Below are 23,713 nucleotides of genomic sequence, written 5' to 3' on the forward strand. Positions count from 1 at the left end.
ACTGTTCATAATTTGTAATGACAATTATGAAGTTTATCATCCGCTTTACAGGGCGGCAAAGAGGATTACCCGCTGTTTTCGGGCAGGAATCCCCACATTTAACCAACGGTGTTTTGAAAACGTATTATTTTAATGAAATAGGGAAAATAACTCCCGTTTGCTTCCTTTTTTCAATGTTCAAGCATACATAAAAGGCAGCCTCTCCTCATAGGATGAAGGCTGCCTTGAGACATTGTGGTATAAAAGCTGAAAAAATGAGCGGGTATGCTGCAAACAGCACAGGAAAAATCACGGGCTGACCGGCTCGCCATCTGTTACACGCTTTCCTGCTCCAATTCCGCCAGCCGCTCTGCCAGTGCCGTCCACTGCTCCGGACTTTCGTTGCCGGCCAAAGATTGCTTCATGCCCTCCAGCGCCTCTTCTGTCTGCTCCTGGATATACCCGGCATGATGCTGTCTTTCCTGACAGATGCATTCCGTATAATAATCGGCGAGACTGCCACCGACACGTGCCGCTTCTTCCGCAACGAGTTCTCTGAGCAGTGGCTCAAGCTTCTCCTGCAACAGGCGCCGGCCGGCGCCTTCGAAGAAGTGCTTCGGATTTTTGAAAAAGCTCCAGTAGCTTTTCCACTCGACCTTCCCCTGGAAGGAGGCCTCCTCCAGCTCAGGCACCTTCCACTCCCGCGATGCTGCCGGCTTGCTGTCCAGACCGTCCAGCAATGCATGGATCTCCTCGCAGCAGCGAGAGCTTTCCTTCAGCACGATCGCTTGGCCCGCCTTCTCCAGCCTCAGCGTGGTGGCAAGCAGTTCCTGACTCAGCTCGATTTCGAGCAGACGCAGCAGCTCTCTGCCGGAAGCAGCAAATACGGAGCGCAGGTCTCCCTCGCCTTCCCGCAACGCGGATGGATGGAAGGCTTCCGCCATAAACTCTCCCGTGCGGTAGGTTATGCGCTGCCGGACATGATAGAGCAGTTCTTCCACTTCCGCCGCCATGCCCGGAGCCGGAGCCGCAGAGGCCAGTGCTCCGGTGATGGCGGCGGAACGGGTGAGGGCAGCTTCTACCTGACGCAGGCGAAGCTCACGCTGCTCTTTTCCCGCCATCGCTTCTTTGGCCCACTGCTCCATCCGGGCACGCACCCTTTGAATATCGCTGCCCGCTGCCCGGATGGACAGGCCTGCCAGCTCTTCGCCCGCGAAAGCGTGGAAGGATTGCTCGAACTCCGCAAACCTGGAGGCGTCGTAAAGCGCGGCCTCCTCCTTCTCCCGGCCGTCAAGCGCGAGCAGACTGGACACAGGGAAGATGCGCGGCTTGCGGATGCCGTTCGACTGCAGCTCCGCAGATACATGCCCGACGACCGCCTGCAGCTCTTCCTCCGAGGAGGCCAGATCTGCCGCATTTACAATAAAGAAGGTCTGATCCAGCACAAGCGCGTCCTTCACCCGTCCAAGCTGGGCCAGAAACTGGCGGTCGCCCTGGGTGAAGGCATGGTTGTAGTAGGTGACAAATACGAGCGCATCCGCATGCTTCATATAATTGAAGGTAACGCCGGTATGACGGGCATTGACCGAATCCGCCCCCGGCGTATCCACCAGCACGATGCCCTGGCGGGTGAGGGCACAATCGTAATACAGGTCAATCCGGTCTACAAAGCAGGACTTCGACTCGGCAGCCACAAAGCCCTTGTATTCCTCCATGCCAACGATCAGCACCTGGCCGAGCTGCGTTTTCGCGTCCTTCCAGCCGGCGGCAGCAGCCTTGATAAAGCTGTAGTGCGGCCGTCCCGCCGGATGGATTCCCTCGGGCCTTAGCTGCTCCGCCGTGCGCAGCCACTGCTCACCATCCGGCATGTCGATGCCGAGCAGTCTGAACGAATACTCCAGATCCTCGCGCAGCGCGGCGGGAGACTTCATGTGGACTGCGGCTGTTCGGTGGCGCCGCTCTCCTTCCGGCGCCATGATACGGTTGATCGCCGCCGTTGTCGGATGCGGCGAGACAGGCAGAACCGCTTCGCCGAGCAGGGCGTTGGCGAAGGAGGACTTGCCTGCGCTGAAGGCGCCGAACAGCGCCAGCGTGAACCGACCGTGCAGTAGGCTGCGCGCACGGTCCCGCAGCCCCCTCACCGCCGCCTGCATGGCGGGGTAAGGGGCTGCCAGTGCGGCGGCGGCTTCGAGCCGTGCCGCCGCATCCGCGAGCCGCCGCTGCCGTCCGGCGGCGGCAGGCTGCGCCGCAGCGTCCTGGCGGCGCGCGGCCGGGACAGGCACGGCTGCAGGCGCGGGCCGTGCTGCAGGCGCAGCCCCGGCGGCGGCTGGCGCCGCGGCGCGCGGCAGCTGCGCGGGCAGGCTGCCCGCAGGCGGCAGCAAGGCCCGCAGCACGGCGGCGTGGTCTGCAGCCGCCGTGCGCAGCGCGTCGGCCCGCAACGCGGCCTGCGCGCGGGCCGCTGCGGCGGCAATGCGCTCCGCCAGCGCGGTGCGCTGTTCGGCCGCGCGCGCGCCGAGCTGCTTCAGCAGCCGCTCGGTCAACCCACGCACGGCGCTGCGGTACAGCGCCGCCACGCCGGCGCGCAAATCCCTGCAATAGTTCAGCGTATATTCAGGCGATAAGGCCGCTTCCTGCACCGTATCCGCCACCAGCTTCTCCGTGATCCCTGGATGCAGCCGGCCCAACTCCTCCTCATACGAGCTATCCCATAATTGATGTAGCTCGCCGAAGGTACGGAGCTGGCTTCTGACATGGGGCAGCAGCTGCCCGTCCGCCTGCTCCTGCAGCATGGCCGTCAGCTTTTCCAGCCGCCGCTGCCGCTCCTTCTCCGTGCGGCCGCCGGCAAAGAAGAGCCCGGCCTTAAAACCGCTTCTGCGGCTTTCCAAATATTCGGCAGCGGCATCCCGCAGGACGGCTGGTGTCAGGTTTGCCTGCTCGATCAGATGTTCCACCTCACGGCGCAGCCGGTTCTGCTCCGCTTCCGGGAGCTTCTCCAGGGCCTCAGCCTCTTGCTTCAGTATTGCGTATTCCGCCTGCTGCCTTTCCGCTTCTGCTGCTCCTCCGGCGTCCTTCAGTAGCCGGTCAAGCTCCTCCTCCAGTTCCGCCTCGCGGGCCTGAATATGCCTTTCCGCCAAATGATGCAGCGAAGAACATACGCTATGGCTGACCAGCGTCTCCTTCATGCCGATCATGGAGCGGATCAGTTGCTCCAGCGAAGCCCACTGGTTCAACGGATGATGCCTGTCCGTCAGCGATGTAAACAATATATCCGCATAGCGGACCTCCCAAGCCTTGAAGCTCTCCTCTACTGCTTTGCGGTAATCGGCAAAGGACAACTCGCGCTCCCTGTGCTTGTCAATCTGGTTGACGATCAGATAAAGCGGCTTGCCCCAGTCGGACAAGCTCTTGGCAAAGGTTAAGTTGTTCTCCGACTGGACATGGTTGTAATCCATCACATAAAAGACGACATCCGCCAGATGCAGCGCCGAATCCGTAGCGAGCGCATGCCCTCTGTCCGTCGAGTCCACCCCCGGAGTATCCAGCAGCACGCCGCCGTCCTTCAGGACTGGCACGTCGTCCCATACCTCCACAGCGGAATACTCTCCCCCATTTACGCAGTATTCTGCCAGATCGGCGAGGCTGACCTTAAGGGGCGATTCGCTCGGCCCGCTGCGGTATATAAGCGCCCGCGGCTCCCCCGACCGGATGGAAACAACATTTGCACTTGTCGGCACAGGGCTGGACGGCAGCACCTTTTTACCGCACAGGCTGTTGATAAGGCTCGATTTCCCGGCTGAAAAATGACCGCAAAACGCAATGGTCAGCTCACCGGTAGACGCTTTCTGCAGCAGATCTGCAGCCGAGGCTGCTCCGGCGGAATCCTCAGCATTCTGCAAAAATAGCCGTATCTGTTCCATGGACCCGGACTTGCTCTCCATCTTTTCGGTAACCGTTTTCACCATCTGTCCGGTTCCACTCCTTTAATTTGATTGCTTCTCTCTGGAACCATTGTAGCACTGAACACACTCGCTGAGAACCGCAGCCAATCTTCCACACAGACCTGGAAGCACAAAAAAGCCGCCCCGGCCCGAAGACCGGCGGACAGCTTATGCTTGAAACGGAGCGCTTCAGTTCACAGCTTCTTCCAGTACAGGCAGCAAAATTTCAAATACCTGTCCGTGCTGCAAAATGGTGATGCCGCGCTGTTTGTCCTTCATAACAACAACCTCCGGCTTTTGCGACATGCGTTCCAGATAGTGTTCAGGAACGTCGCCGGAATGGCTCACCGTGATCCCTTCCATTTCACGTTCCTCATTTTCGGAGAGCTCACTGCTGAGCACCTCTTCGAAAATATCGGAGAACGCTCCAAAATTATCCGTATAGACCGAAATGCACTTCATTTTAGTTTCATCCTTTTCTACTCTTATGATTGTAGTCTTTTCTTGGCAACCTGACGCTTGGCAGACGTTTCCTGTTCCTTATCCTTCCTGATTCGGGACGTTTTCATACGCTTTTTGCCTTCACGGCAAACATCAAGCAACGGGCACACCTGGCACTGGGGATTCTGGGCCTTGCAATGATACCGTCCGAAAAAAATCAGCCTGTGATGGGTGATCGTCCATTCTTCGCGGGGTACCCGCTTCATCAGCTTTTTTTCCACTTCCAGCACACTGTCGTCCCAGCCCGCCAGGCCGAGGCGCTTGGAGACCCGTTCGACGTGAGTGTCCACCGCGATGGCGGGGACACCAAACGCGTTGGATACAACAACGTTGGCCGTTTTCCGCCCTACTCCAGGAAGCTGCACAAGCTTGTCATGCGAATCCGGTACCTCGCCCCCGTACTGTTCAAGCAGAATCCGGCACAGGCTTTGAATGTGCTTGGCTTTGTTCCGGTACAGGCCGATCCTCCGGATATCCTGCTCCAGTTCCTCCAGCGGTACAGCCAAATAATCCTCCGGCGTCTTGTATTTTTGGAACAAGTCGGCTGTTACCTTATTGACCGTTTCATCCGTGCACTGGGCTGACAGCAGTACGGCAATCGTCAGTTCAAAAGCGTTGCTATGGTTCAGCTCACAATGAGCGTCAGGAAACATATTGCCGATCGTGTCAAGAATATGGCGCGCGGTTGCTGCATTCACGGAATCCTACCTCCTACACAAAAAAACGTCCTGATACAGGGGCCTGCCCCGTATCAAGACGATCACTCTAAATAATCATCCGGAAAAAGAAACGACTATTGTTTGGGTATTCCAACCGCCAAGGGGCTTAAATACTTTTTTAGTTTATCATTATCTGCGCCGGAATGCACCCCTTAAGTACATAAAAGAACAACGAAGCTCAATTATTACGCTTGATCGGGTGCTCAAGATCCACATGGCCCATCAGCGATTCTACCGCTTCCCCGTCAACGAGAAGATCGAGCGTGTTCACCTCGGGGAACTGAAACATCGTCTTGGTCAGTGCCTCCAGCGCCAGCGCTTCTCCTCCGGCGCCAAGCCGTGCGGCGTCAGGCAGGCTGATATTCAAAGTCAACGCCCCGTTTTCAAACCTGATCTGCTGAATCTCTATGGATTCTGACCACAACGGCGCCTGATTATCGCTGCCGCTGTGCTGTAATGCCTGAAATGCCAGCTTATACTTTTGCAGTTCGCTCGGATAGCTGATCTCCTGCGTGGACTCCAACAGCTCTGCCTGGTTGGCATCCGTATAATACACTTTAATGCTCATGCTGCCTGTTTCAGCTTTATCTGGCTCCGTCTCTTCGGCCGCCGGCTTATCCGGCGCCCCGGGCGGCTCAGCCTCCTGATTTTGCGGAGGAGTTCCCGCAGACTCTCCATCGGAAGCCGCTGCGTCTTGCCCGGCGGGAGCCTCCTGCACAGGCTGTTCCTCCGCTGGCGGAGCGGCGGGTGGTGCGGCCTGTTTGCCTGCACAGCCTGCTGTAACGGCTATGATCAACGCAAGCTGACACGCATTCCAAGCTATCTTTTTCATCCCTCAGCCTCCTGTTCACCAGAAAAAGGATCAATTGACCCCGAGATACTCTTCAATTCCATCCGCAATCCCCTGGGCCACCCGATTCTGGAAGTCCTCCGAGAATAAAGCCGCAGCATCATTGCTGTTGCTCAGATACCCTACCTCCAGCAGAACCGCCGGCATGCTCGTTTCACGGATGACATGGAAATTGCCGTAACGGACGCCGCGGTTGGTGAGTTGGGTCGCTGCAACCAAATGCTTGTGGACCGTATTGGCCAGCTCCTTGCTGCTGCTGCGCTGATAATACGTTTCCGTGCCGCTTGCCGCCGAAGAGCCGGCCGAATTGGCATGAATGGAAACAAACACATCGGCATTCACGTTCTCGGCAACCTTGACCCGCTCCTTCAACTCCAGGAAGGTATCATCACTGCGGGTCATGACAACGTCCAGATCAGGACTTTGCTTCAAAATTTGCTCTACCTTCAGGGCCATTGCCAGGTTGAAGGACTTTTCATTGTTCCCGCCGCCGGCAGAAGCACCCGGATCTTTGGCACCATGCCCTGCGTCGATGACAACAACTTTTTTGCCGTCGCCCCCCACCGGTGGTGTCACTTCGCTGCTGTTCTCCGTCAGATCAACGATGACGAGATCAGTGCCCTCATTGTACGCCTTGTAGCCCATCACTTTATTCAAATCAATGACGACACGCACGGTAGAAGGGCTGTCACTGAATAGCGCATAACGTATTTTGGAGACATTATCGCTGTCCGTCACCGCCAGTTCCCCGTTGTGATCCGCATTGAGAGGCAAGCTGTCTCCGAACGTATCCGAGAATGCCGCATTGGGCAGGTCAATGACGAGCCGGTCCGGTCCTGCCATCGTGAACGTGTTCGGCTTTACAGTACCTGTGGTTGTGATAAGCATCCGGTTATCACTGAAGCTGATTCCATTCACCAGTGCAAGACCTTCCGATGGTGCATTGCCATCCGTGCTGTCGTTTCCCGAAGCAGGAGGAGTGCTTCCTTCGTTCCCTGGGCCACTGTTCCGGGTGACCAATGTTACGGTTTTGGTGGAACCGTCCCAGTCGACGTCCACGCCCATTTGTTCTCCAATGAACCGAAGCGGAACCAGAGCGCTGCCGGAACGTATAACAGGAGCAACGTTTAATGTGACCTGCTTTCCGTTGACGGTTGCAGATTTGCTGCCAATTACGAGTTGAAGCTCCGTTCCGTCACTGAATACCTGAACGGTCTTGTTCTCCTGCTTCCAGTCTACCTTGTAACCCAAATTTTCCGAAATGACCCGAAACGGTACCATCGTCGTCCCGCTAATGATACCCGGCTGCGCTGAGCCGGAAACATTAATCTGCTTTCCGTCCAGAACGATGTGCGCACCGGCCGACGCTGCGTGTCCATAATTCGGAGCCGCCCACATGAAGACAAATAAAAACAATAAAAAGCCTAACTTCTTCATTCTTCACCCTTCCATTCCAAAATTTTTGCCATGCTTCAGCGCAGCCTTCGTTGTGCATGCTTACGCAATGCCGGACAACCTTATTAGACGTTTGGCATCGTCAAAAGTTGCGTATAAATGCCAAGATAACTAAATTAATGTACTTTTCAGCGCTTGTTGCCGCCGGGAAATCCGATTCATTTCCTTGGTTTAGGCCTGGAGACTTGGTGATTTGGAATCATTTACCTCACAACAAAAAAACGATTATATCCAAACGTGTGATCGCTTGACATAACCGTTCTTATGTTCACTTCATTTCCTCATTTTCTATAGGTCCAAATATTCGCGCAAAGCATTTACAATCCCGTCCGCAATCCGGTTCTGGGTCTCTTCCGAGTACAGTGCAGCCTCGTTTCCGGCATTGCTCAAATAACCTGCCTCCAGCAGCACGGCCGGCATCTTCGTCTCACGGGTCACATGCAAATTCTGCACCTTAATACCGTTATCCTTAAAGCCTGTCGCCTCGGCCAGATATTTTTGCATTACAAGGGCAAGCTCCTTGCTGTCAGCCCTGGTATAGTAGGTCTCAGAGCCGTTGGCCAGCATGCCGGTTGCTGTCTTTGGCATGCTATTGGCGTGAATGGAGACAAAAATATTCGCATTCAGACTATTCGCAAGTGAGGACCGCTCCTCGAGCTCCGGATAAGTATCTCCGTCCCGTGTCAATACAAGCTCGACATCCGGGTCGCCCTGCAGCCTCTCCTGCACCTTTAAAGCTACTGCCAAGTTGAATTCCTTTTCCGTCCGTCCTGTAATGCTGGACGCTCCAGGGTCTTTGCCGCCATGTCCCGCATCAAGCACTATCAGCCAGCGTCCATCCTCGCCGGATGGCTCCGCCGGATTGGAAGGCACAGGTTCATTTACAGGCTCATCTGCAGACTCTCCCGGAGATTCGCCAGGGGAATCGTTCAGGGTAATCACATATTCCCCTTCCTCCTTAGCCAGGGAATATCCCTTGGCGCTGTTCAGAACGAGCACAATCCGCGCAGCCGGATCACTGCCATCAAACTGCCCGAAGCGAAGCAATTGCACATCTTCGTCGCCGTCCGCCTCAATAGCTCTGGTTCCGTCGCTTTCCTTGGTGTATTGATCGTTCAATTCCTCGCTAAATTCCACATTTGGAAAATCAACCACAATCCGGTCAGGGCCAGTCATCGTGAATACGTTCGGCTCGCTTTCCTCGTCCGCCAACACGGTGAGTTGACCGTCACTGAAGCGGATTCCGTACACCTCATGCGCATGTTCCCCGGCATCTGTGTCCGTATCCGTCCCCTTGTCCGGGTCTGTTCCAGGCTCGTCCGCCTTGCTGTCGCTGTCCTTGTCCGCATCATCAGCAGCAAGCTTCTGCAGATACACCGCTTTGCCGGCATTATCCCACTTGACGCTTAAACCGAGCTGCTCCCCCACAAACCGCAGCGGTACCAGGGTTGAGCTTCCCCGCAGCAGCGGTGGAGAATCCAGCTGTACTTCCTTTTTCCCCACATACGCCATCGTCCGGCCAACATACATGGAAATGTCGGTGTTGCTCTTATGTACCGTCACCTTGTACTCCTTGGGTTCCCACTCAAACTTGTAGCCCAACTCCTCACCGATGACGCGCAGCGGAACCATCACTTTTCCGTTCACCATTTCCCCTGTCGCGTCCCCGGACACGTTCAGCCGCTCGCCGTCCAAAAACAGGCCCACACCTGCCGCCTCAGCCTTGTGAAAAGAAGGGATCAAACATAGCCAAAATGCCAAAAAAAGCAGCCATCCGTATTTTTTCATCCTGATTCTCCTTATTAATATGCTCTTGAAGCCCTTCGCTGCAGTTGGAGCTACCCTCATAACCTCTTAGACGCCAAATGCTGCCAAATGTTGCGCATAAATATGTACCTTTATCATTTTTTTTGACAAAAAAACCGCAAGCGCAGATTTTAACTGCACTTGCGGCACCACGGGTATTACCGAAAACAATTATACGAATGCTTTCTTGGCGAGCTGCTGTTCATAAAGGGCAATTTTATCTTCATGCTGAAGCGTTAACCCGATGTCATCCAGACCCTGCAGCAGGAACTGTCTGCGATGCTCATCCAGATCAAAATCGATATGCAGACCGTGTTCGTCCGTGATCGTTTTATTTTCCAGGTCCACGTTCAAACGGTAACCGTTATGAGCCGCAGTCCGCTGGAACAGCTCCTCGACCTGCTCCTCTGACAATTTGATCGGGAGGATTCCGTTTTTAAAGCAGTTGTTGTAAAAGATATCGGCATACGACGGAGCAATGACACATCTGAACCCGTAATCCATAATAGCCCAAGGCGCGTGCTCACGGGAGGAGCCACAGCCGAAATTGGCACGGGAAATGAGGATGGATGCTCCCTGATAGCGCTCCTTGTTCGGCTCGAAATCAGGGTTTACGTTGCCCTGCTCATCAAAGCGCCATTCATAGAACAGAAACTGTCCGAATCCGGTGCGTTCAATCCGCTTCAGAAACTGTTTTGGAATAATAGCGTCTGTATCCACATTGACCCGGTCAACCGGGGCTACAATACCGTTTAAAGTTTTAAATGCTTCCATAATCTCTCTCCTCCCGTGTCCTAGCTGACAACTTCCTGCTTAAATTCCCAGCCGCGCACATCATAGAAACGACCGTGGACCGCTGCGGCGACAGCCATGGCAGGCGAAACAAGATGCGTGCGTCCGCCGCGCCCCTGCCGGCCTTCAAAGTTACGGTTGGAAGTCGACGCGCAGCGCTGTCCCGGCTGCAATACGTCCGGGTTCATCGCCAGACACATGCTGCAGCCCGCATCGCGCCATTCGAAGCCGGCTTCCTTGAAGATGACATCCAGACCTTCCTGCTCCGCCTGCTGCTTGACACGTCCGGAGCCCGGAACGACAATCGCCGTTACTTTGTCAGAAACCTTGTAGCCCTTCGCCACCTCGGCCGCGGCGCGCAAATCCTCAATCCGGCCGTTCGTGCAGGAACCGATAAACACATAGTCAATTGCAATATCCGTCATCGGCGTTCCCGGAGTCAGGTCCATATATTCAAGCGCCTTCTCAGCGGCTTTGCGTTCGTTTTCCGTAGCCATCCCGGCAGGATCAGGAACCTTGGCTGTGATGTCCGTACCCATGCCAGGGCTCGTTCCCCAGGTTACCTGCGGGATGAGAGTCTCCATATCAAATTCCGCAACCGTGTCGAATTGTGCTCCTTCATCGGTCACGAGCTTCTTCCATTCTGCCACAGCCTGGTCAAATGCGGCTTCCTGCGGTACATGCTCGCGTCCGCGCAGGTATTCGAAGGTCGTCTCATCCGGAGCGATCATGCCTGCACGGGCACCACCTTCAATGGACATATTGCAGATTGTCATGCGCTCTTCCATGCTCAGCTCGCGAATAGCCTCACCGGTGTACTCGATAACATAACCTGTGGCAAAGTCAGTGCCGTATTTGGCGATTACACCAAGAATCATGTCTTTTGCCGTCACGCCGGGCTTGCGCTTGCCGACGAAGCGGACCTCCATCGTTTTGGCCCTGGCTTGCTGCAGACACTGGGTCGCAAGCACGTGCTCAACCTCGCTCGTTCCGATCCCGAAGGCGAGCGCGCCGAAGGCACCGTGTGTGGAGGTATGGCTGTCGCCGCAAACGATCGTTTTGCCCGGATGCGTCAGACCGAGCTCCGGCCCCATGACGTGCACCACGCCCTGGTCGAGCGTGTTCAGATCGTACAGGGTTACACCGAAATCGCGGCAGTTCTGGGTCAATGTGTCGATTTGCTGCTTCGAGATCGGGTCCGCAATGTTAAAGCGGTCCTTCGTCGGCACATTGTGGTCCATCGTCGCAAACGTGCGCTCAGGACGGCGCACCTTGCGGCCGCTCAGGCGCAGCCCTTCAAAAGCCTGCGGCGAGGTCACCTCGTGCACCAGATGCAGATCGATGTATAAAATGCCCGGCTTGCCCTCTTCCTGATGAATAACGTGATTATCCCAAATTTTCTCAAACATTGTCTTTTTGCTCATTCTATTCACCCCTGTTTGGTTCGTACATTGTGAGCAGGCAGAAGCGCCTCTCTTGTTGACATGAATATATCATTCTTGTCTTCATTCATCCAAGATATAATATCTATAGGAGTGATAGGCTGAAACTATAACCTCTGTAGTCGAACGGCTTGAATTCAGATATAATATTGGAAGCAAGTATATCAAGATCTAAAAAGGATGGTCGTTCCATGGAATTCAGGCAGCTTCAATACGCGCTTCAGATCGCCTCTGAACGGAATTTCTCCAGGGCAGCCGAAAAACTCCATATCGCGCAGCCTTCGCTGAGCCAGCAGCTTTCCAAGCTGGAGAAGGAGCTGGGTGTGCTTTTGTTTCAGCGCAATACGAGCGCGGTTGAGCTCACCCATGCCGGCGAGGTGTTTGTGGACAAAGCCCAGAAAATTGTCGATGCCATGGAGGTGCTGCGCCAGGAAATGGATGACATCTCCCAGCTGCGCAAAGGCAAGGTTGTCGTCGGCAGCATGCCGATCACCGGCTCTCATTTACTGCCGCATGTGCTGCCTGCCTTCAAGCATCTGCATCCCGACATCGAGATCACGCTGCTTGAGGATTCCTCCATGAACCTGGAGAAAAAAACGGCGAACGGGCAGACCGACTTAAGCCTGCTGTCCCTCCCCCTGGTCGAACCGTCCCTGTCCTATGTCCCCATCGGGGAAGAGGTGATCGACCTTGCCGTGCCGCCAGGGCATCCCTTGGCCAAGCTTGCCGAAGAGAAACTGCTGCAGACGGTCAGGCTGGAAGAGCTGGCGGATGAACCGTTCGTCGTGCTCAAGAAAGGACAAGGCTTCAGGAAGCTTACGATGGATTTGTGCCATCAGGCCGGCTTTGAACCGCAGGTTGTGTTTGAAAGCAACAATATGGAAACGGTGCAGTCCCTTGTCGCCACAGGCATGGGCATCACCCTCGTGCCACGCTTCATCGCCCGCGCTGCCAGCAGCGAATTCGTGCCGGTATACCTGAAGCTCACGGATCCTACCCCAAGCCGCACCCTGGTAATCGCTTACCGGAACGGGCGTCATCTCTCGAAAGCGGCTGAAGCGTTTATTGCTACCTTTGAGGAAACGGTGAGCCAATTGTCGGGTGGGCTGTAATTGCCCCATTCCGGCACTTGACCAGGCAATTACAGATACAAAGACGGGCGGCGGTCTTCAAACACCGGAATCCGTCCCCGTACTTCCTTGACCAGCTCCGGATGGATCGTCCCGGTGACGATTTCCTCCTGATCGCCTCCCTCGGCGATCACCTCTCCCCACGGATCGATAATCATCGAATGGCCGAAAAATTCCGTTATGCCTCCTGTTCCCACCCGATTGCAGGCAAGCACATACATCTGGTTTTCAATTGCTCTTGCCATCAGCAATGTCCGCCAGTGATGCAGCCGCGGATGAGGCCATTCCGCTGGCACGATCAGCATGTCGGCTCCCGCCAGCGCCAGCCTGCGTCCAAGCTCCGGAAAGCGGATATCGTAGCAAATCGATGCCCCGGCCTTCATAGCACCATCGAGCTCGAACAGTACAGGCTCACTTCCAGCCTGCAAATATTTCTCCTCATCCATTAGACGGAACAGGTGAATTTTCGAGTATGAAGCAGCCGTATTTCCGCTGCGGTCGAATATATAGGTTGTGTTGTAGATGCCGCCGTCCGCTTTTTTCTCCGCGATCGAGCCTGCCACGACATTCACCCGATGCCTGCGCGCAAAGGCGGATACCCACTCTTTTGTTTCCTTTCCTTCCACATCGGCCAGTTCATGAATCTGTTCCAGGGCATAACCGGTATTCCACATTTCCGGAAGCACGATCACATCCGGTTTGACTGCAGCCGTCACGGCCTGTTCCATCAGCTGCTCCATATGGCGGCGGTTGACCTCCGGCTCGCCAAGCGCGATATCGGCCTGCAATAAAGCAATATTTACAGATTGGCTTGAATCGGTAGACATGGTTTCCCTCCTCCGCAGACGCCGTTAGAGTTGACCGCGTCCGCCTGCATCTCAACATTTGTATCATCATATCCCGGTCTGGGCCCGCACGCAACAGGATGCGCTTAATTCCCTCTATACAACTCGGGAATATAGTGATAGATTTAGCTTTAATTGAAATTTAAGATAAAGGTTGTGTACAATTCCATGAACAATGGGGTCTCCAACAGCAAATATGCCGCTTTTTCCATACCTGTAGCAGATGTGATGACACAGCTTCCAACACAGTTTTTTGCGACACTCGTCCAGAATGTCAACCGTGAGATTGCCGCAGGCCATGATGTCATTAATCTCGGCCAGGGCAATCCGGATACACCGACACCGGAGCATATCGTCAAGGTTCTGCAGCAGGCGGCCGCCAATCCGCTCTATCATAAATATTCACCGTTTACGGGCTACCGTTTCCTCAAGGAAGCCGTCGCGCAACGCTATCTCGAGGATTACGGAGTGGAGCTTGACCCGGATACGGAGGTCGCCATCCTCTTCGGCGGCAAGACAGGGCTCGTGGAGCTGCCCCAGATTTTGCTGAATCCCGGGGATGTCTGCCTCGTGCCTGACCCGGGCTACCCGGATTACTGGTCAGGCGTCGCGCTGGCCAAAGCGGAAATGTCCTTCATGCCCTTGCTGGAACGGAACGGATATCTTCCGGACTATGCGAATATCCCGGATTCAGACCGAGACAGAGCAAAGCTGATGTTCCTGAATTATCCGAACAATCCGACCTCGGCGACGGCACCGCTCTCCTTCTATGAAGAGACCGTGGAGTTTGCCGGACGCCATCAAATTGTGGTGGCCAGCGATTTTGCCTACGGGGCGATCGGCTATGACGGCGAGCGTCCGGTCAGCTTTCTGCAGGCCGCAGGCGCCAAAGAGGTCGGCATCGAGTTTTATACTTTGTCCAAAACTTATAACATGGCAGGCTGGCGCGTAGGCTTCGCGCTCGGCAACGCGGAGATCATCTCCCGCATCAACCTGCTGCAGGACCATATGTATGTCAGCCTGTTCGGCGGCATTCAGGAGGCGGCCGCAGCAGCACTGACCTCATCGCAGGATTGTGTAACCGAGTTGGTTGGCCGGTATGAATCGCGCCGTAACGCCTTCTTCCAGGCGCTTGCGGACATCGGCTGGAAAGCGCAGGCACCACGGGGCTCGTTCTTCAGCTGGCTGCCGGTGCCGGAAGGGTTTACATCCGCTTCCTGCGCGGATTTGCTCCTGCGAGAGGCCAAGGTCGCTGTCGCTCCCGGCATCGGCTTCGGCAGCCACGGCGAGGGCTACGTGCGTGTTGGACTGCTGAGCACAGAGGAACGGCTGGTGGAGGCCGCGCAGCGGATCGGCCGTTTAAACCTGTTCCGCTGATAGCGGGATGTTAATCCTTTTGCCAAAATGCGGCGGCCGTGATATTCTTGGTGATAAGAAAACAATAAACGCAATGACGGGGCCAGTACGAGAAGCGGTGGCGACCAGAGAGTAAATTCCGACAGGCTGTGAGAATTTACCGTTGACCCTCTCCGAACCCTACCCCCGAGCGGCCTGCACCTGCAGGACGTCCTCTGACGTTACAGGAATGAAGTCGGATGATGCCAATCATCAATGAAGGTGGTACCGCGGAAGCTCAAACTTTCGTCCTTTGCTAAGGACGAAAGTTTTTTTGTTGTCTTTTTTTGCAAATGAGTCTATGCCATTAAAGGAAGTGGAACCCATGTCTTCACGTATTGTTGTCAAAATCGGCAGCAGCTCGCTGACCGGGGATGAAGGGGGGCTGAACAGGGATGCGATTTCGTTCTTTGCGGCGGAAATGGCAGCCATGCATGCCGAGGGCCACGAGCTGCTGCTTGTAACCTCAGGCGCTGTGGCGGCAGGCTTCAGGGAGATCGGCTACCGCTTTCGCCCGAAGCAGCTGCATGAGAAGCAGGCCGCTGCCGCTGTAGGTCAGGCTCTGCTCATGCAGGCTTACCAGCAGGCCTTTGGCAGCCACGGGATTACCACAGCCCAGATCCTGCTGACACGCAGCGATTTCCTCATCCGCAAGCGGATGAATAATGCGCGCCGCACGATGGAGGAACTTCTGGAGCAGCGGGTGATCCCTATTTTCAACGAAAACGACACCGTTTCGGTCGATGAGCTGAAATTCGGCGACAACGACATGTTGTCCGCCCTCGTCGCCAACCTGTCCAAAGCCGCTCACTTGAGTATCATTACGGATATGGACGGCCTGTACACCGCTGATCCGCGCAAGCATCCGCAGGCGGTCCGCTTTGACAGAATTTCCGAAATTACGGAGGAAATTTACGAGCTTGCCGGCGGCTCCGGCTCTTCCGTGGGTACGGGCGGCATGCGCTCCAAGGTGGAGGCCGCCAAAGTGGCTGTGCGCGGCGGTGTGCCGGTATTTGTAGGCAAGGTAGCTGAACCGGGGGATCTGCTGCGCAGCGTTGAAGGCACGGGACGGGGCACTTATTTTGATACCCATCTTTCTTCCCTGCCCGTGAAAAAGCAGTGGCTCGGCTTTATGTCTACGCCTCTTGGAACCGTGCATGTCGATGCCGGGGCTGAGAAAGCGCTGCTTCACGACGGCCACAGTCTGCTGCCTGTCGGAGTCTTTAACGTGGAAGGAACGTTCAGTGCCGGCGATGTCGTTGAAGTCGTGGGACCGGAAAAGCGCATTCTGGGAAGAGGCATCGTCAATTATGACGATGAGCAGCTCCGGTCGATTCTCGGTCTCCCAAGCGGAGACGTTATCCGAAAAATCGGGACCCTTCACAGGCTTGAGGTCATTCATCGGGATGAGTGGATTACGTTGTGAAGCCTTGCAGGATATTACTTGAGGAGGTTGAACGAAATGAGTGAAGTAAAGGAAAAGGCGTCATTGGCAAGAGCTACGGCCGGGGCGTTAAACAAACTCAGCACACAGCAAAAGAATGAGGCGCTGCTTGTTATGGCCGAAGCTCTTGTGCAGCACCGTGACGAGCTGATTGCGGCGAATGATGACGATTTGCAGCGCGGCCGTACAAACGGTACCTCGGAATCGCTGCTCGACCGGCTCAAGCTTACGGAAGCGCGGATTGAAGGCATTGCCGAAGGCTTGCGGCAAATTGCCGCCCTGCCCGATCCGGTCGGCGATACGCTGGAGGTGCTGGACAGACCAAACGGGCTGCATATTGAAAAGATCCGGGTACCGCTCGGCGTAATCGGCATCATCTATGAGGCCCGTCCCAATGTAACGGTGGACGCGGCCGGACTGTGCCTGAAGACCGGCAACCCGGTCGTGCTGCGCGGCGGCTCGGCCGCCCTGTCCTCCAACCGGAAGCTGGCGGAAATATTGCATGAGGCGCTCGACACTACAGCCATTCCACGGAATGCGCTGCAGATTATTGAGGACGCAGACAGAGCTTCTGTAGACGAAATGCTGAAGCTGAACGGACTGATCGACGTTATTATTCCGCGCGGGGGCAGATCTCTGATCCAGACTGTCGTGCAAAACGCCACCGTCCCTGTGATTGAGACCGGCGCCGGGGTATGCCATACGTATCTGGACGCTTCAGCTGATCCGGCGATGGCGGATCAGATTGCGCTCAACGCAAAGGTACAGCGCCCGTCTGTCTGCAACTCGATGGAGACGCTGCTTGTTCATGAGGATTTTGCGTCTGCCCACCTGGCCCGGCTTGCAGAGCGCTTCCGGGAAGCCGGTGTGGAGTTGCGCGGATGTGACCGAACACGGGAGCTGGCGCCTTTTGCTTTGCAGGTCACCGAGGAAGACTACGCTACCGAGTACAACGACTACATTCTGAACGTGAAGGTTGTAGCCGGTCTGGATGAAGCTCTGGAGCACATTGCCCGCTTTGGCACGCTGCATTCCGAATGCATTATTACCGCAGACGAGACAAATGCCGCGCGTTTTCTGCAGGAGGTGGATGCGGCAGCGGTCTATCACAATGCTTCCACCCGCTTTACCGATGGCTTTGAATTCGGCTTCGGTGCGGAGATCGGCATCAGCACGCAGAAGCTGCATGCACGCGGACCGATGGGTCTGCCTGCCCTTACATCCGTCAAATATATCGTCCGTGGTGACGGACAAATCCGCGAATAAATCACCCCAGAGAGGGTTAGCGCCAATACAAAGATATTGCAGGAGGTAAAATTCAATCATGTGTGAATCTACACCAAAGACCTTAATTTCACAGCAAATCATTTTCTCGGGTGCCGGCTCGCTTGCCGAATCCCTGATCAAAGGCATGATTGCCCGCCATGTGGTACGGCCTGAAGGGATTACTGTAACCAACCGCAGCAATGCGGCAAGACTGCTGGAGCTCAAGACACGTTACGGGGTAGTGACACAAAATGATGACGCCGCCAAGGAAGAGCTGCTGCGCCGGGCTCCGGTCATCGTGCTTGCCATGAAGCCGAAGGATGCAGGAGCGGCGCTGAAAGCCATGGCTCCCTTGCTGTCTGAAGATCAGCTGCTCATCTCCGTGATCGCCGGACTGTCCATTCGTACGATGCAGCAGTTGCTTGGCCGCAACCAGCCGATTGCCCGTACGATGCCGAATACCTCGAGTTCGATCGGGCTTGGCGCCACAGGCATTACCTTTTCGAAGGAGATTTCTCCGGAGCAGCGGACCAGCGTGCTGCAGATGTTCGAATCCGTCGGCACCGTCACTGTCGTTGACGAGGATAAAATGGAAATCCTCACCGGCATTTCAGGCAGCGGCCCGGCTTATGTCTATTACTTGATGGAAGCCATGATGGCCGCCGGTATCCGCGGGGGGCTGACAGCAGAACAGTGCCGGGAGCTGACCGTGCAAACCGTTCTTGGAGCAGCCCGGATGGTACAGCAGACTGAAGAAGAACCGTCCGCGCTCCGCGCAAAAATCATGTCGCCAAACGGCTCAACCATTGCCGCGCTGCAAAAGCTGGATGAAGGGGATTTCTTCGAAACCGTCATCAGCGCAGTCTACCGCTGCGCCGAGCGCTCCCGTGAGATGGGAGATGCGTTAAAGGAGGGTATTGAATGAGCTATTGCCAGGCAACCTACCGCGTATACGACGACAAAGCGGATTTTAACAAAAAAGCCGAGTCGATCGCGGTAGGCATGACTGTCGGAAGCTGGACGGAGCTGCCACAGACGAAACGTGAAGCCATGCAAAAGCATCTCGGTCAGGTCACCAGCGTGGAAGTGGTGGACAATGGTCCCGGACAGCGCTATGCCGACCTGACCATCGCCTATCCTGATGTCAATTTCAGCGCAGACATTCCCGCACTGCTCGTCACGGTGTTTGGTAAAATATCGATGGATGGGCGCATCAAACTGACGAAGCTCGATTTCTCGGAGCGCTTTCTGTCCGCCTTCCCCGGCCCGTGTTTCGGCATTCAAGGAGTGCGCGAGCTGCTGAATGTACATGACCGCCCTCTGTTCATGAGCATCTTCAAATCCGTCATCGGGTTGAATCTGGATGAGCTGAAAGAGCAATTTGTAAAGCAGGCGCTGGGCGGCGTCGATCTGATCAAGGATGATGAAATCCTGTTCGAGAACGAGCTGACCCCGATCGAAAAGCGTGTTGAGGCTTGCCTCAAGGCGGCAGGGGAAGCCGGCCGCGAGACGGGAAAAAAACTGCTTTACGCCGCCAACCTGACAGGACCTACATCCCAGCTTAGGAGCCAGGCGATCAAAGCGGTGCAGGCCGGGGCGAATGCGCTTCTGTTCAATGTGCTGGCTTACGGCTATGATGTCCTGCATGAGCTCAGCTCCGACCCGGACATCAACGTGCCGATTGCAGCTCACCCGGCGCTGGCCGGGGCCTTTTACCCCTCTCCTTATTATGGCATTTCGGCATCTGTGCTGCTCGGACAGCTCATGCGCCTGGCCGGGGCGGACCTGGTGCTCTTCCCTTCCCCTTACGGGTCGGTTACGATGCCGCGCGAAGAGAACATGGCCATCCGGGATGAGCTGCTGCGTACGAATTTGCCTATAAAAACGAGTCTGCCCGTACCTTCGGCAGGAATTCATCCGGGGCTTGTGCCCTTGATTTTGCGCGATTTCGGCCAGGATGTCGTGATCAACGCCGGCGGTGGTATCCACGGCCATCCGATGGGCACGGAAGCCGGCGGCCGCGCTTTCATGCAGGCGATCGAAGCTGCGGGACAGCACATTCCGCTCGCCGAATATGCTGCCTCCCATCCGGAACTGCAGTCTGCTTTGCAATTATGGGGAGGAGAACGATGACAGCAGCGAGGAAGCCTGTCATCTTTTGTGATTTTGACGGCACGATCACCGTGAGCGACAATATTGTCGCCATTATAAAGCATTTCCGCCCGCCGGGTTATGAACCGATTCTGGACGATATCATTCAGCAGCGGATCTCCGTCCGTGAGGGAGTCAGCGCGATGTTCTCCCTGCTCCCCTCGTCGCGCAAGGAGGAGATTGTGCAATTTGTGCTTGGACAAGCCGCTATCCGCGAAGGTTTTGGACGCTTCCTTGACTATTTGCAGGAGCAAGGTATCGAATTTTATGTGACCAGCGGCGGTATGGACTTTTTTATCGATCCGTTGCTGAAGCCATTCGGCATCCCGCATGATCATATTTTTTGCAATGGCGCGGATTTTTCGGGAGATCACATCGAAATCACTTGGCCCCATCCTTGTGATAACCAGTGCAGCAACATGTTTGACAGTGGCTGCGGGATGTGCAAAACGACCGTTATGCGGCGTTTTCCTGCCGACAGCTACCGCCGGATACTGATCGGGGACAGCCTGACCGATTTTGAAGGCGCGAAAATTGCCGATTTCGTCTACTCCCGCTCCATACTGACCGACAAATGCGCGGAACTGGGCGTGTCCCATGTTCCGTTTGCAACGTTTGACGATATCGTCTCTGATCTGAAATTGAAGTTTGAAGAAGGAGTGCTGTAAGTGAGCCTGGTCCATATTCCTGCCGAGGAAAAACGGCGTGTACTCGAAGAATTGGCAGACGTAAAGGAACTGTTCGCAGCCCGTAACTGGTTTCCCGGCACAAGCGGCAATTTGTCGATGCGGGTAGGTGAAATGGATGGAGAACGGTTCCACTTTGCCATTACGGCGAGCGGTAAAGACAAATCCAAGCGGACAGCGGAGGATTTTCTGATCGTGGATCAGGCAGGACGACCGGCGGAGACTACCAACCTGAAGCCGAGTGCGGAGACGCTGATTCACTGCGAAATTTACCGCCTGACAGGCTGCGGGGCCGTGTTCCACGTCCATACCGTGTTCAACAACCTGATTTCCGAGTATTACGGGGAACAAGGCGCTGTTCCGCTGCAGGGCATTGAGCTGATCAAGGCTTTCAACATCTGGGAGGAAAATGCGGCGATTGCCGTTCCTGTGCTGCCCAACTATGCCGATATTTCCGCCATCGCCAAGCTGGTGCCTGGTGTATTAAATGAGCAGGTTCCCGGCATTCTGCTGCGTAATCACGGTATCTATGCGTGGGGCCGCGACGCGTTTGAGGCCAAGAAGCATCTGGAAGCCTTTGAGTTTCTGTTTGAGTCGGTCTACAGATCTTTGCTGCTGAACAAATAATGCTCACCAAGTAAAAGGCACCTGACAGTTCGAGTATTCGAGTAAAGGAGATGTCCCAAAAGGTCTGTTGATCCGGGGCTCTCCTTTTTATGTTCTGAGATGCCCCCTCTCGACAAAATGTTTATGAAATAGTTTGTAAAATTTTCGCAAGCTCATTTTCAACCACGGAATCGTCTATAGAGCCCAGATATTCCGGTGTAAGCAATTGATACTTTTTCATGTTATAAAAATCAATAATTGCTTGTTTCAGGGTGACATCATACTGGATGGAGAAGGATGGCTCCATCATGCGCCGCAGCACAGCATCATCTTGAACCATAAACAGCACTGCATTCATTCTGTTAAAAATACCCTGCTCCATCCCGGATTCAAAAAAAGCCTGTAAATTTTGATTTCTATTTATTAGGGCAATGGCCAGATTTTCAAAAAGATGCGGATAAAATTCTTTGAGATCCTGTAAAAACACATCAGAAAAATAAATGACACATATCAACGATTGCAAAAACGTTTTTTGAAAGCGCTCCACAAAAGATACGGAATCATCCTGTTCAACTGCATCAACCTCTTGCAGGAAGCTGATCGAGTACTCTACAACCTGCTGGATGATCTCATCTTTGGATGAAAAATACTTATAAAGCGTCACTTTGCTAATATCCATATACTTCGCGATATCGTCTATTTTTAATTGGCTGAATTTGGTGTTGCGAATAACAGGTTTTATTTTGGCGATATATTTATTTGTACCTGCGGGTTTTCTCACGAATTGAAGCCTCCTTCGACACTCATAAACGATATTATACCAAATTTTCAGCACCACAAACACCATTTATAAATTTAATTAAGTTAACTAAAATAATAAAAATAGTTTACTTTGTTAATCCCCTGTTATATAATCACTCTGTAACCGGACATCCCATATCTGATCCATTAGAGGAGGACTGAAAAGTATGCGTATTTTTGTAACAGGTGCGACGGGTTTTGTTGGCTCCGCCGTCGTCCGCGAGCTTATCGATGCAGGGCATCAGGTCGTTGGCCTTGCCCGTTCAGACAAGGCCGCCGCGTCGCTGATTGCAGCCGGGGCCGAGGTTCATCGCGGTGCCCTCGACGACCTCGACAGTCTTCGCAGTGGTGCTGCCGCTGCGGACGGCGTCATTCACCTTGCTTTCATCCATGACTTCTTGAACTTTGCGGCCGCTTGTGAGGCGGACAGGCTCGCGATTGAAACGATTGGAGCAGTGCTCGCAGGCACTGGCAAACCATTCGTGGGTACCTCGGGGACGCTCATGCTCCCGCCGGGACGTACCTGGACGGAAGAGGTCGAACCCGCCCCGGGAGGGCCGCGGCGCTCCGAGGAAGCGACGCTTGCGCTGGCTTCGCGCGGGGTGCGCGCATCAGTGGTGCGGCTTGCACCGTCGGTCCATGGCAATGGGGATCACGGCTTTGTTCCGACTCTGATTGGCATCGCGCGTGAAAAAGGCGTTTCAGCCTATGTGGGTGACGGCCTGAACCACTGGCCTGCGGTGCACCAGCTTGATGCCGCACGTCTCTTCAGACTGGCGCTTGAGAAGGGAGAGGCAGGAGCCAGATATCACGGGGTTGCTGATGAGGGTGTGCCATTCCGGGATATCGCGGGCGTAATCGGCCGCCAACTGAACCTGCCAGTGGTCAGTATTTCCCGCGCAGAGGCAGACGGCCACTTCGGCTGGATCAGCCACTTTGCGTCCGTCGGCGAACAAACATCGAGCGCACTGACCCAGGAACGTTTGGGATGGCGGCCAGTGCACCCTGCACTGATCCCGGATCTCGAACAGGGTCACTACTTTAACCGTTGAACATCCTTCACCTCTTCGCTGCCCGGACGCTCCCTATCTCAAGAAACCGGGCCGGGACATTATAAAAATTCCTTTCCCGGCTCACACTAACATGGAGACCAAAATTTGAACAAGGGAGCGAATCCGATTGGCAACAGTTCTATACATTACGGCCCATCCGCATGACCATCACAGCTCTTACAGCATGGCTGTGGGAGAAGCCTTCCGCACAGCCTATCAGCATGCGAATCCGCAGGACAAGGTAGAGCATCTGGATTTATACAAGATTCATGTGCCGCATATTGATGCCGACGTATTCAGCGGCTGGGGCAAGCTCGCTTCTGGCACGGAGTTTTCGCAGTTAAGCCCTGACGAGCAGACGAAGGTGAACCGCCTGAATGAAATTGTCGACCAGTTCATTAGTGCGGACAAATATGTTTTTGTGAACCCGATGTGGAACTTTTCGTTCCCTCCGATTTTGAAGGCTTATACGGACGCCGTCTGCGTGGCAGGCAAAACGTTCCGCTATACCGCTGAAGGGCCGGTAGGTCTGCTGACAGATAAAAAGGTGCTTCATATCCAGGCCAACGGTGGAATTTATTCCGAAGGACCGGCCAAGGAGCTGGAGTCCGGGAGCCGCTATTTGCGGATCGTGAGCGGCTTCTGGGGCATTACCTCATTTGAGGCGCTGTTCGTGGAAGGCATGAACGCCCAGCCGGACCGGGCGCAGGCCATCAAAGAGGAAGCAATAGAGCGGGCGAAACAGCTGGCGGCCACATTTTAAGGAAGAGGACGAAACTACAAAAAAACCGCTCAACGAAGATCTCGTTGAGCGGTTTTGCTCCATTGAACGTTAAAAGGTAAAGAATCCATCCA

At 54.9% G+C, this 23,713-nt stretch carries 20 protein-coding genes and 1 other annotated feature; of the genes, 10 read left to right on the top strand and 10 right to left on the bottom strand.

All coding sequences use genetic code 11. The annotated features are described in order from the left end of the window. Positions 1-314: 314 nt before the first annotated feature. The 8 genes from ACE5LO_RS02090 to leuC form a co-directional block, all read right to left on the bottom strand. On the bottom strand, positions 315-3,941 hold the full coding sequence (locus ACE5LO_RS02090) for a dynamin family protein (RefSeq protein WP_375518420.1): 3,627 nt from the start codon (positions 3,939-3,941) through the stop codon (positions 315-317). A gap of 165 nt (positions 3,942-4,106) precedes the next feature. Continuing rightward, positions 4,107-4,379, bottom strand: coding sequence for an NAD/NADP transhydrogenase alpha subunit (locus ACE5LO_RS02095; RefSeq protein ID WP_375352716.1), 273 nt, complete (start codon positions 4,377-4,379; stop codon positions 4,107-4,109). A 23-nt stretch (positions 4,380-4,402) separates the two neighbouring features. Then, complete coding sequence (nth, locus tag ACE5LO_RS02100; RefSeq protein WP_375518421.1) at positions 4,403-5,116, bottom strand: endonuclease III; 714 nt, start codon at positions 5,114-5,116, stop codon at positions 4,403-4,405. Between the two features lie 199 nt (positions 5,117-5,315). Then, complete coding sequence (locus ACE5LO_RS02105) at positions 5,316-5,969, bottom strand: GerMN domain-containing protein (protein WP_375518422.1); 654 nt, start codon at positions 5,967-5,969, stop codon at positions 5,316-5,318. 30 nt (positions 5,970-5,999) lie between these two features. Further along, the gene (locus tag ACE5LO_RS02110) at positions 6,000-7,424 is read right to left on the bottom strand and encodes an N-acetylmuramoyl-L-alanine amidase family protein (protein WP_375518423.1); all 1,425 of its coding nucleotides are present in this window, start codon (positions 7,422-7,424) and stop codon (positions 6,000-6,002) included. 306 nt (positions 7,425-7,730) lie between these two features. After that, on the bottom strand, positions 7,731-9,230 hold the full coding sequence (locus tag ACE5LO_RS02115) for an N-acetylmuramoyl-L-alanine amidase family protein (RefSeq protein ID WP_375518424.1): 1,500 nt from the start codon (positions 9,228-9,230) through the stop codon (positions 7,731-7,733). Positions 9,231-9,419: 189 nt separating this feature from the next. Then, a complete protein-coding gene (gene leuD / locus ACE5LO_RS02120; RefSeq protein ID WP_375518425.1) occupies positions 9,420-10,022 on the bottom strand; it encodes a 3-isopropylmalate dehydratase small subunit in 603 nt (200 codons plus the stop codon). 20 nt (positions 10,023-10,042) lie between these two features. After that, positions 10,043-11,464 (bottom strand): 3-isopropylmalate dehydratase large subunit, encoded by a 1,422-nt coding sequence (leuC, locus tag ACE5LO_RS02125; RefSeq protein ID WP_375518426.1) that lies wholly within the window; start codon positions 11,462-11,464, stop codon positions 10,043-10,045. A 209-nt stretch (positions 11,465-11,673) separates the two neighbouring features. Between leuC and ACE5LO_RS02130 the strand changes: the two genes are divergently transcribed. After that, positions 11,674-12,594, top strand: a complete 921-nt coding sequence (locus ACE5LO_RS02130; protein ID WP_375518427.1) for a LysR family transcriptional regulator — start codon at positions 11,674-11,676, stop codon at positions 12,592-12,594. 29 nt (positions 12,595-12,623) lie between these two features. On the opposite strand, the gene ACE5LO_RS02135 is transcribed toward ACE5LO_RS02130, so the two are convergent. Continuing rightward, a complete protein-coding gene (locus ACE5LO_RS02135; RefSeq protein WP_375518428.1) occupies positions 12,624-13,439 on the bottom strand; it encodes a carbon-nitrogen family hydrolase in 816 nt (271 codons plus the stop codon). A 186-nt stretch (positions 13,440-13,625) separates the two neighbouring features. Here ACE5LO_RS02135 and ACE5LO_RS02140 point away from each other — a divergent pair, with 186 nt between their 5' ends. The 7 genes from ACE5LO_RS02140 (at position 13,626) to ACE5LO_RS02170 (ending at position 21,026) form a co-directional block, all read left to right on the top strand. Beyond that, positions 13,626-14,834: a pyridoxal phosphate-dependent aminotransferase gene (locus tag ACE5LO_RS02140; protein ID WP_375518429.1), complete on the top strand. Its 1,209-nt coding sequence runs from the start codon at positions 13,626-13,628 to the stop codon at positions 14,832-14,834. A gap of 64 nt (positions 14,835-14,898) precedes the next feature. Next, positions 14,899-15,109: a binding site (T-box leader), on the top strand. 68 nt (positions 15,110-15,177) lie between these two features. Then, positions 15,178-16,278, top strand: coding sequence for a glutamate 5-kinase (gene proB, locus ACE5LO_RS02145; protein ID WP_375518430.1), 1,101 nt, complete (start codon positions 15,178-15,180; stop codon positions 16,276-16,278). A 36-nt stretch (positions 16,279-16,314) separates the two neighbouring features. Next, positions 16,315-17,562: a glutamate-5-semialdehyde dehydrogenase gene (locus tag ACE5LO_RS02150; RefSeq protein WP_375518431.1), complete on the top strand. Its 1,248-nt coding sequence runs from the start codon at positions 16,315-16,317 to the stop codon at positions 17,560-17,562. 58 nt (positions 17,563-17,620) lie between these two features. Next, on the top strand, positions 17,621-18,487 hold the full coding sequence (gene proC, locus ACE5LO_RS02155) for a pyrroline-5-carboxylate reductase (RefSeq protein WP_375518432.1): 867 nt from the start codon (positions 17,621-17,623) through the stop codon (positions 18,485-18,487). Beyond that, positions 18,484-19,695 carry a 2,3-diketo-5-methylthiopentyl-1-phosphate enolase gene (locus ACE5LO_RS02160; protein WP_375518433.1) on the top strand — a complete coding sequence of 404 codons (1,212 nt, stop codon included), beginning with the start codon at positions 18,484-18,486 and terminating at the stop codon, positions 19,693-19,695. Before proC ends, ACE5LO_RS02160 begins: the two co-directional genes overlap by 4 nt. Further along, a complete protein-coding gene (locus ACE5LO_RS02165) occupies positions 19,692-20,381 on the top strand; it encodes a 2-hydroxy-3-keto-5-methylthiopentenyl-1-phosphate phosphatase (RefSeq protein ID WP_375518434.1) in 690 nt (229 codons plus the stop codon). The genes ACE5LO_RS02160 and ACE5LO_RS02165 overlap by 4 nt, the downstream gene beginning before the upstream one ends. Next, the gene (locus ACE5LO_RS02170) at positions 20,382-21,026 is read left to right on the top strand and encodes a methylthioribulose 1-phosphate dehydratase (protein ID WP_375518435.1); all 645 of its coding nucleotides are present in this window, start codon (positions 20,382-20,384) and stop codon (positions 21,024-21,026) included. It abuts the gene before it with no gap. 121 nt (positions 21,027-21,147) lie between these two features. On the opposite strand, the gene ACE5LO_RS02175 is transcribed toward ACE5LO_RS02170, so the two are convergent. Beyond that, positions 21,148-21,786, bottom strand: a complete 639-nt coding sequence (locus ACE5LO_RS02175; protein WP_375518436.1) for a TetR/AcrR family transcriptional regulator — start codon at positions 21,784-21,786, stop codon at positions 21,148-21,150. 187 nt (positions 21,787-21,973) lie between these two features. On the opposite strand from ACE5LO_RS02175, the gene ACE5LO_RS02180 reads away from it, so the two are divergent. Then, positions 21,974-22,858, top strand: a complete 885-nt coding sequence (locus ACE5LO_RS02180) for an SDR family oxidoreductase (protein ID WP_375518437.1) — start codon at positions 21,974-21,976, stop codon at positions 22,856-22,858. A 127-nt stretch (positions 22,859-22,985) separates the two neighbouring features. Beyond that, positions 22,986-23,621, top strand: a complete 636-nt coding sequence (locus tag ACE5LO_RS02185) for an FMN-dependent NADH-azoreductase (RefSeq protein ID WP_375518438.1) — start codon at positions 22,986-22,988, stop codon at positions 23,619-23,621. Positions 23,622-23,713 lie beyond the last annotated feature (92 nt).

This window comes from Paenibacillus medicaginis, assembly GCF_042138635.1.
Lineage (GTDB): Bacteria > Bacillota > Bacilli > Paenibacillales > Paenibacillaceae > Paenibacillus > Paenibacillus medicaginis.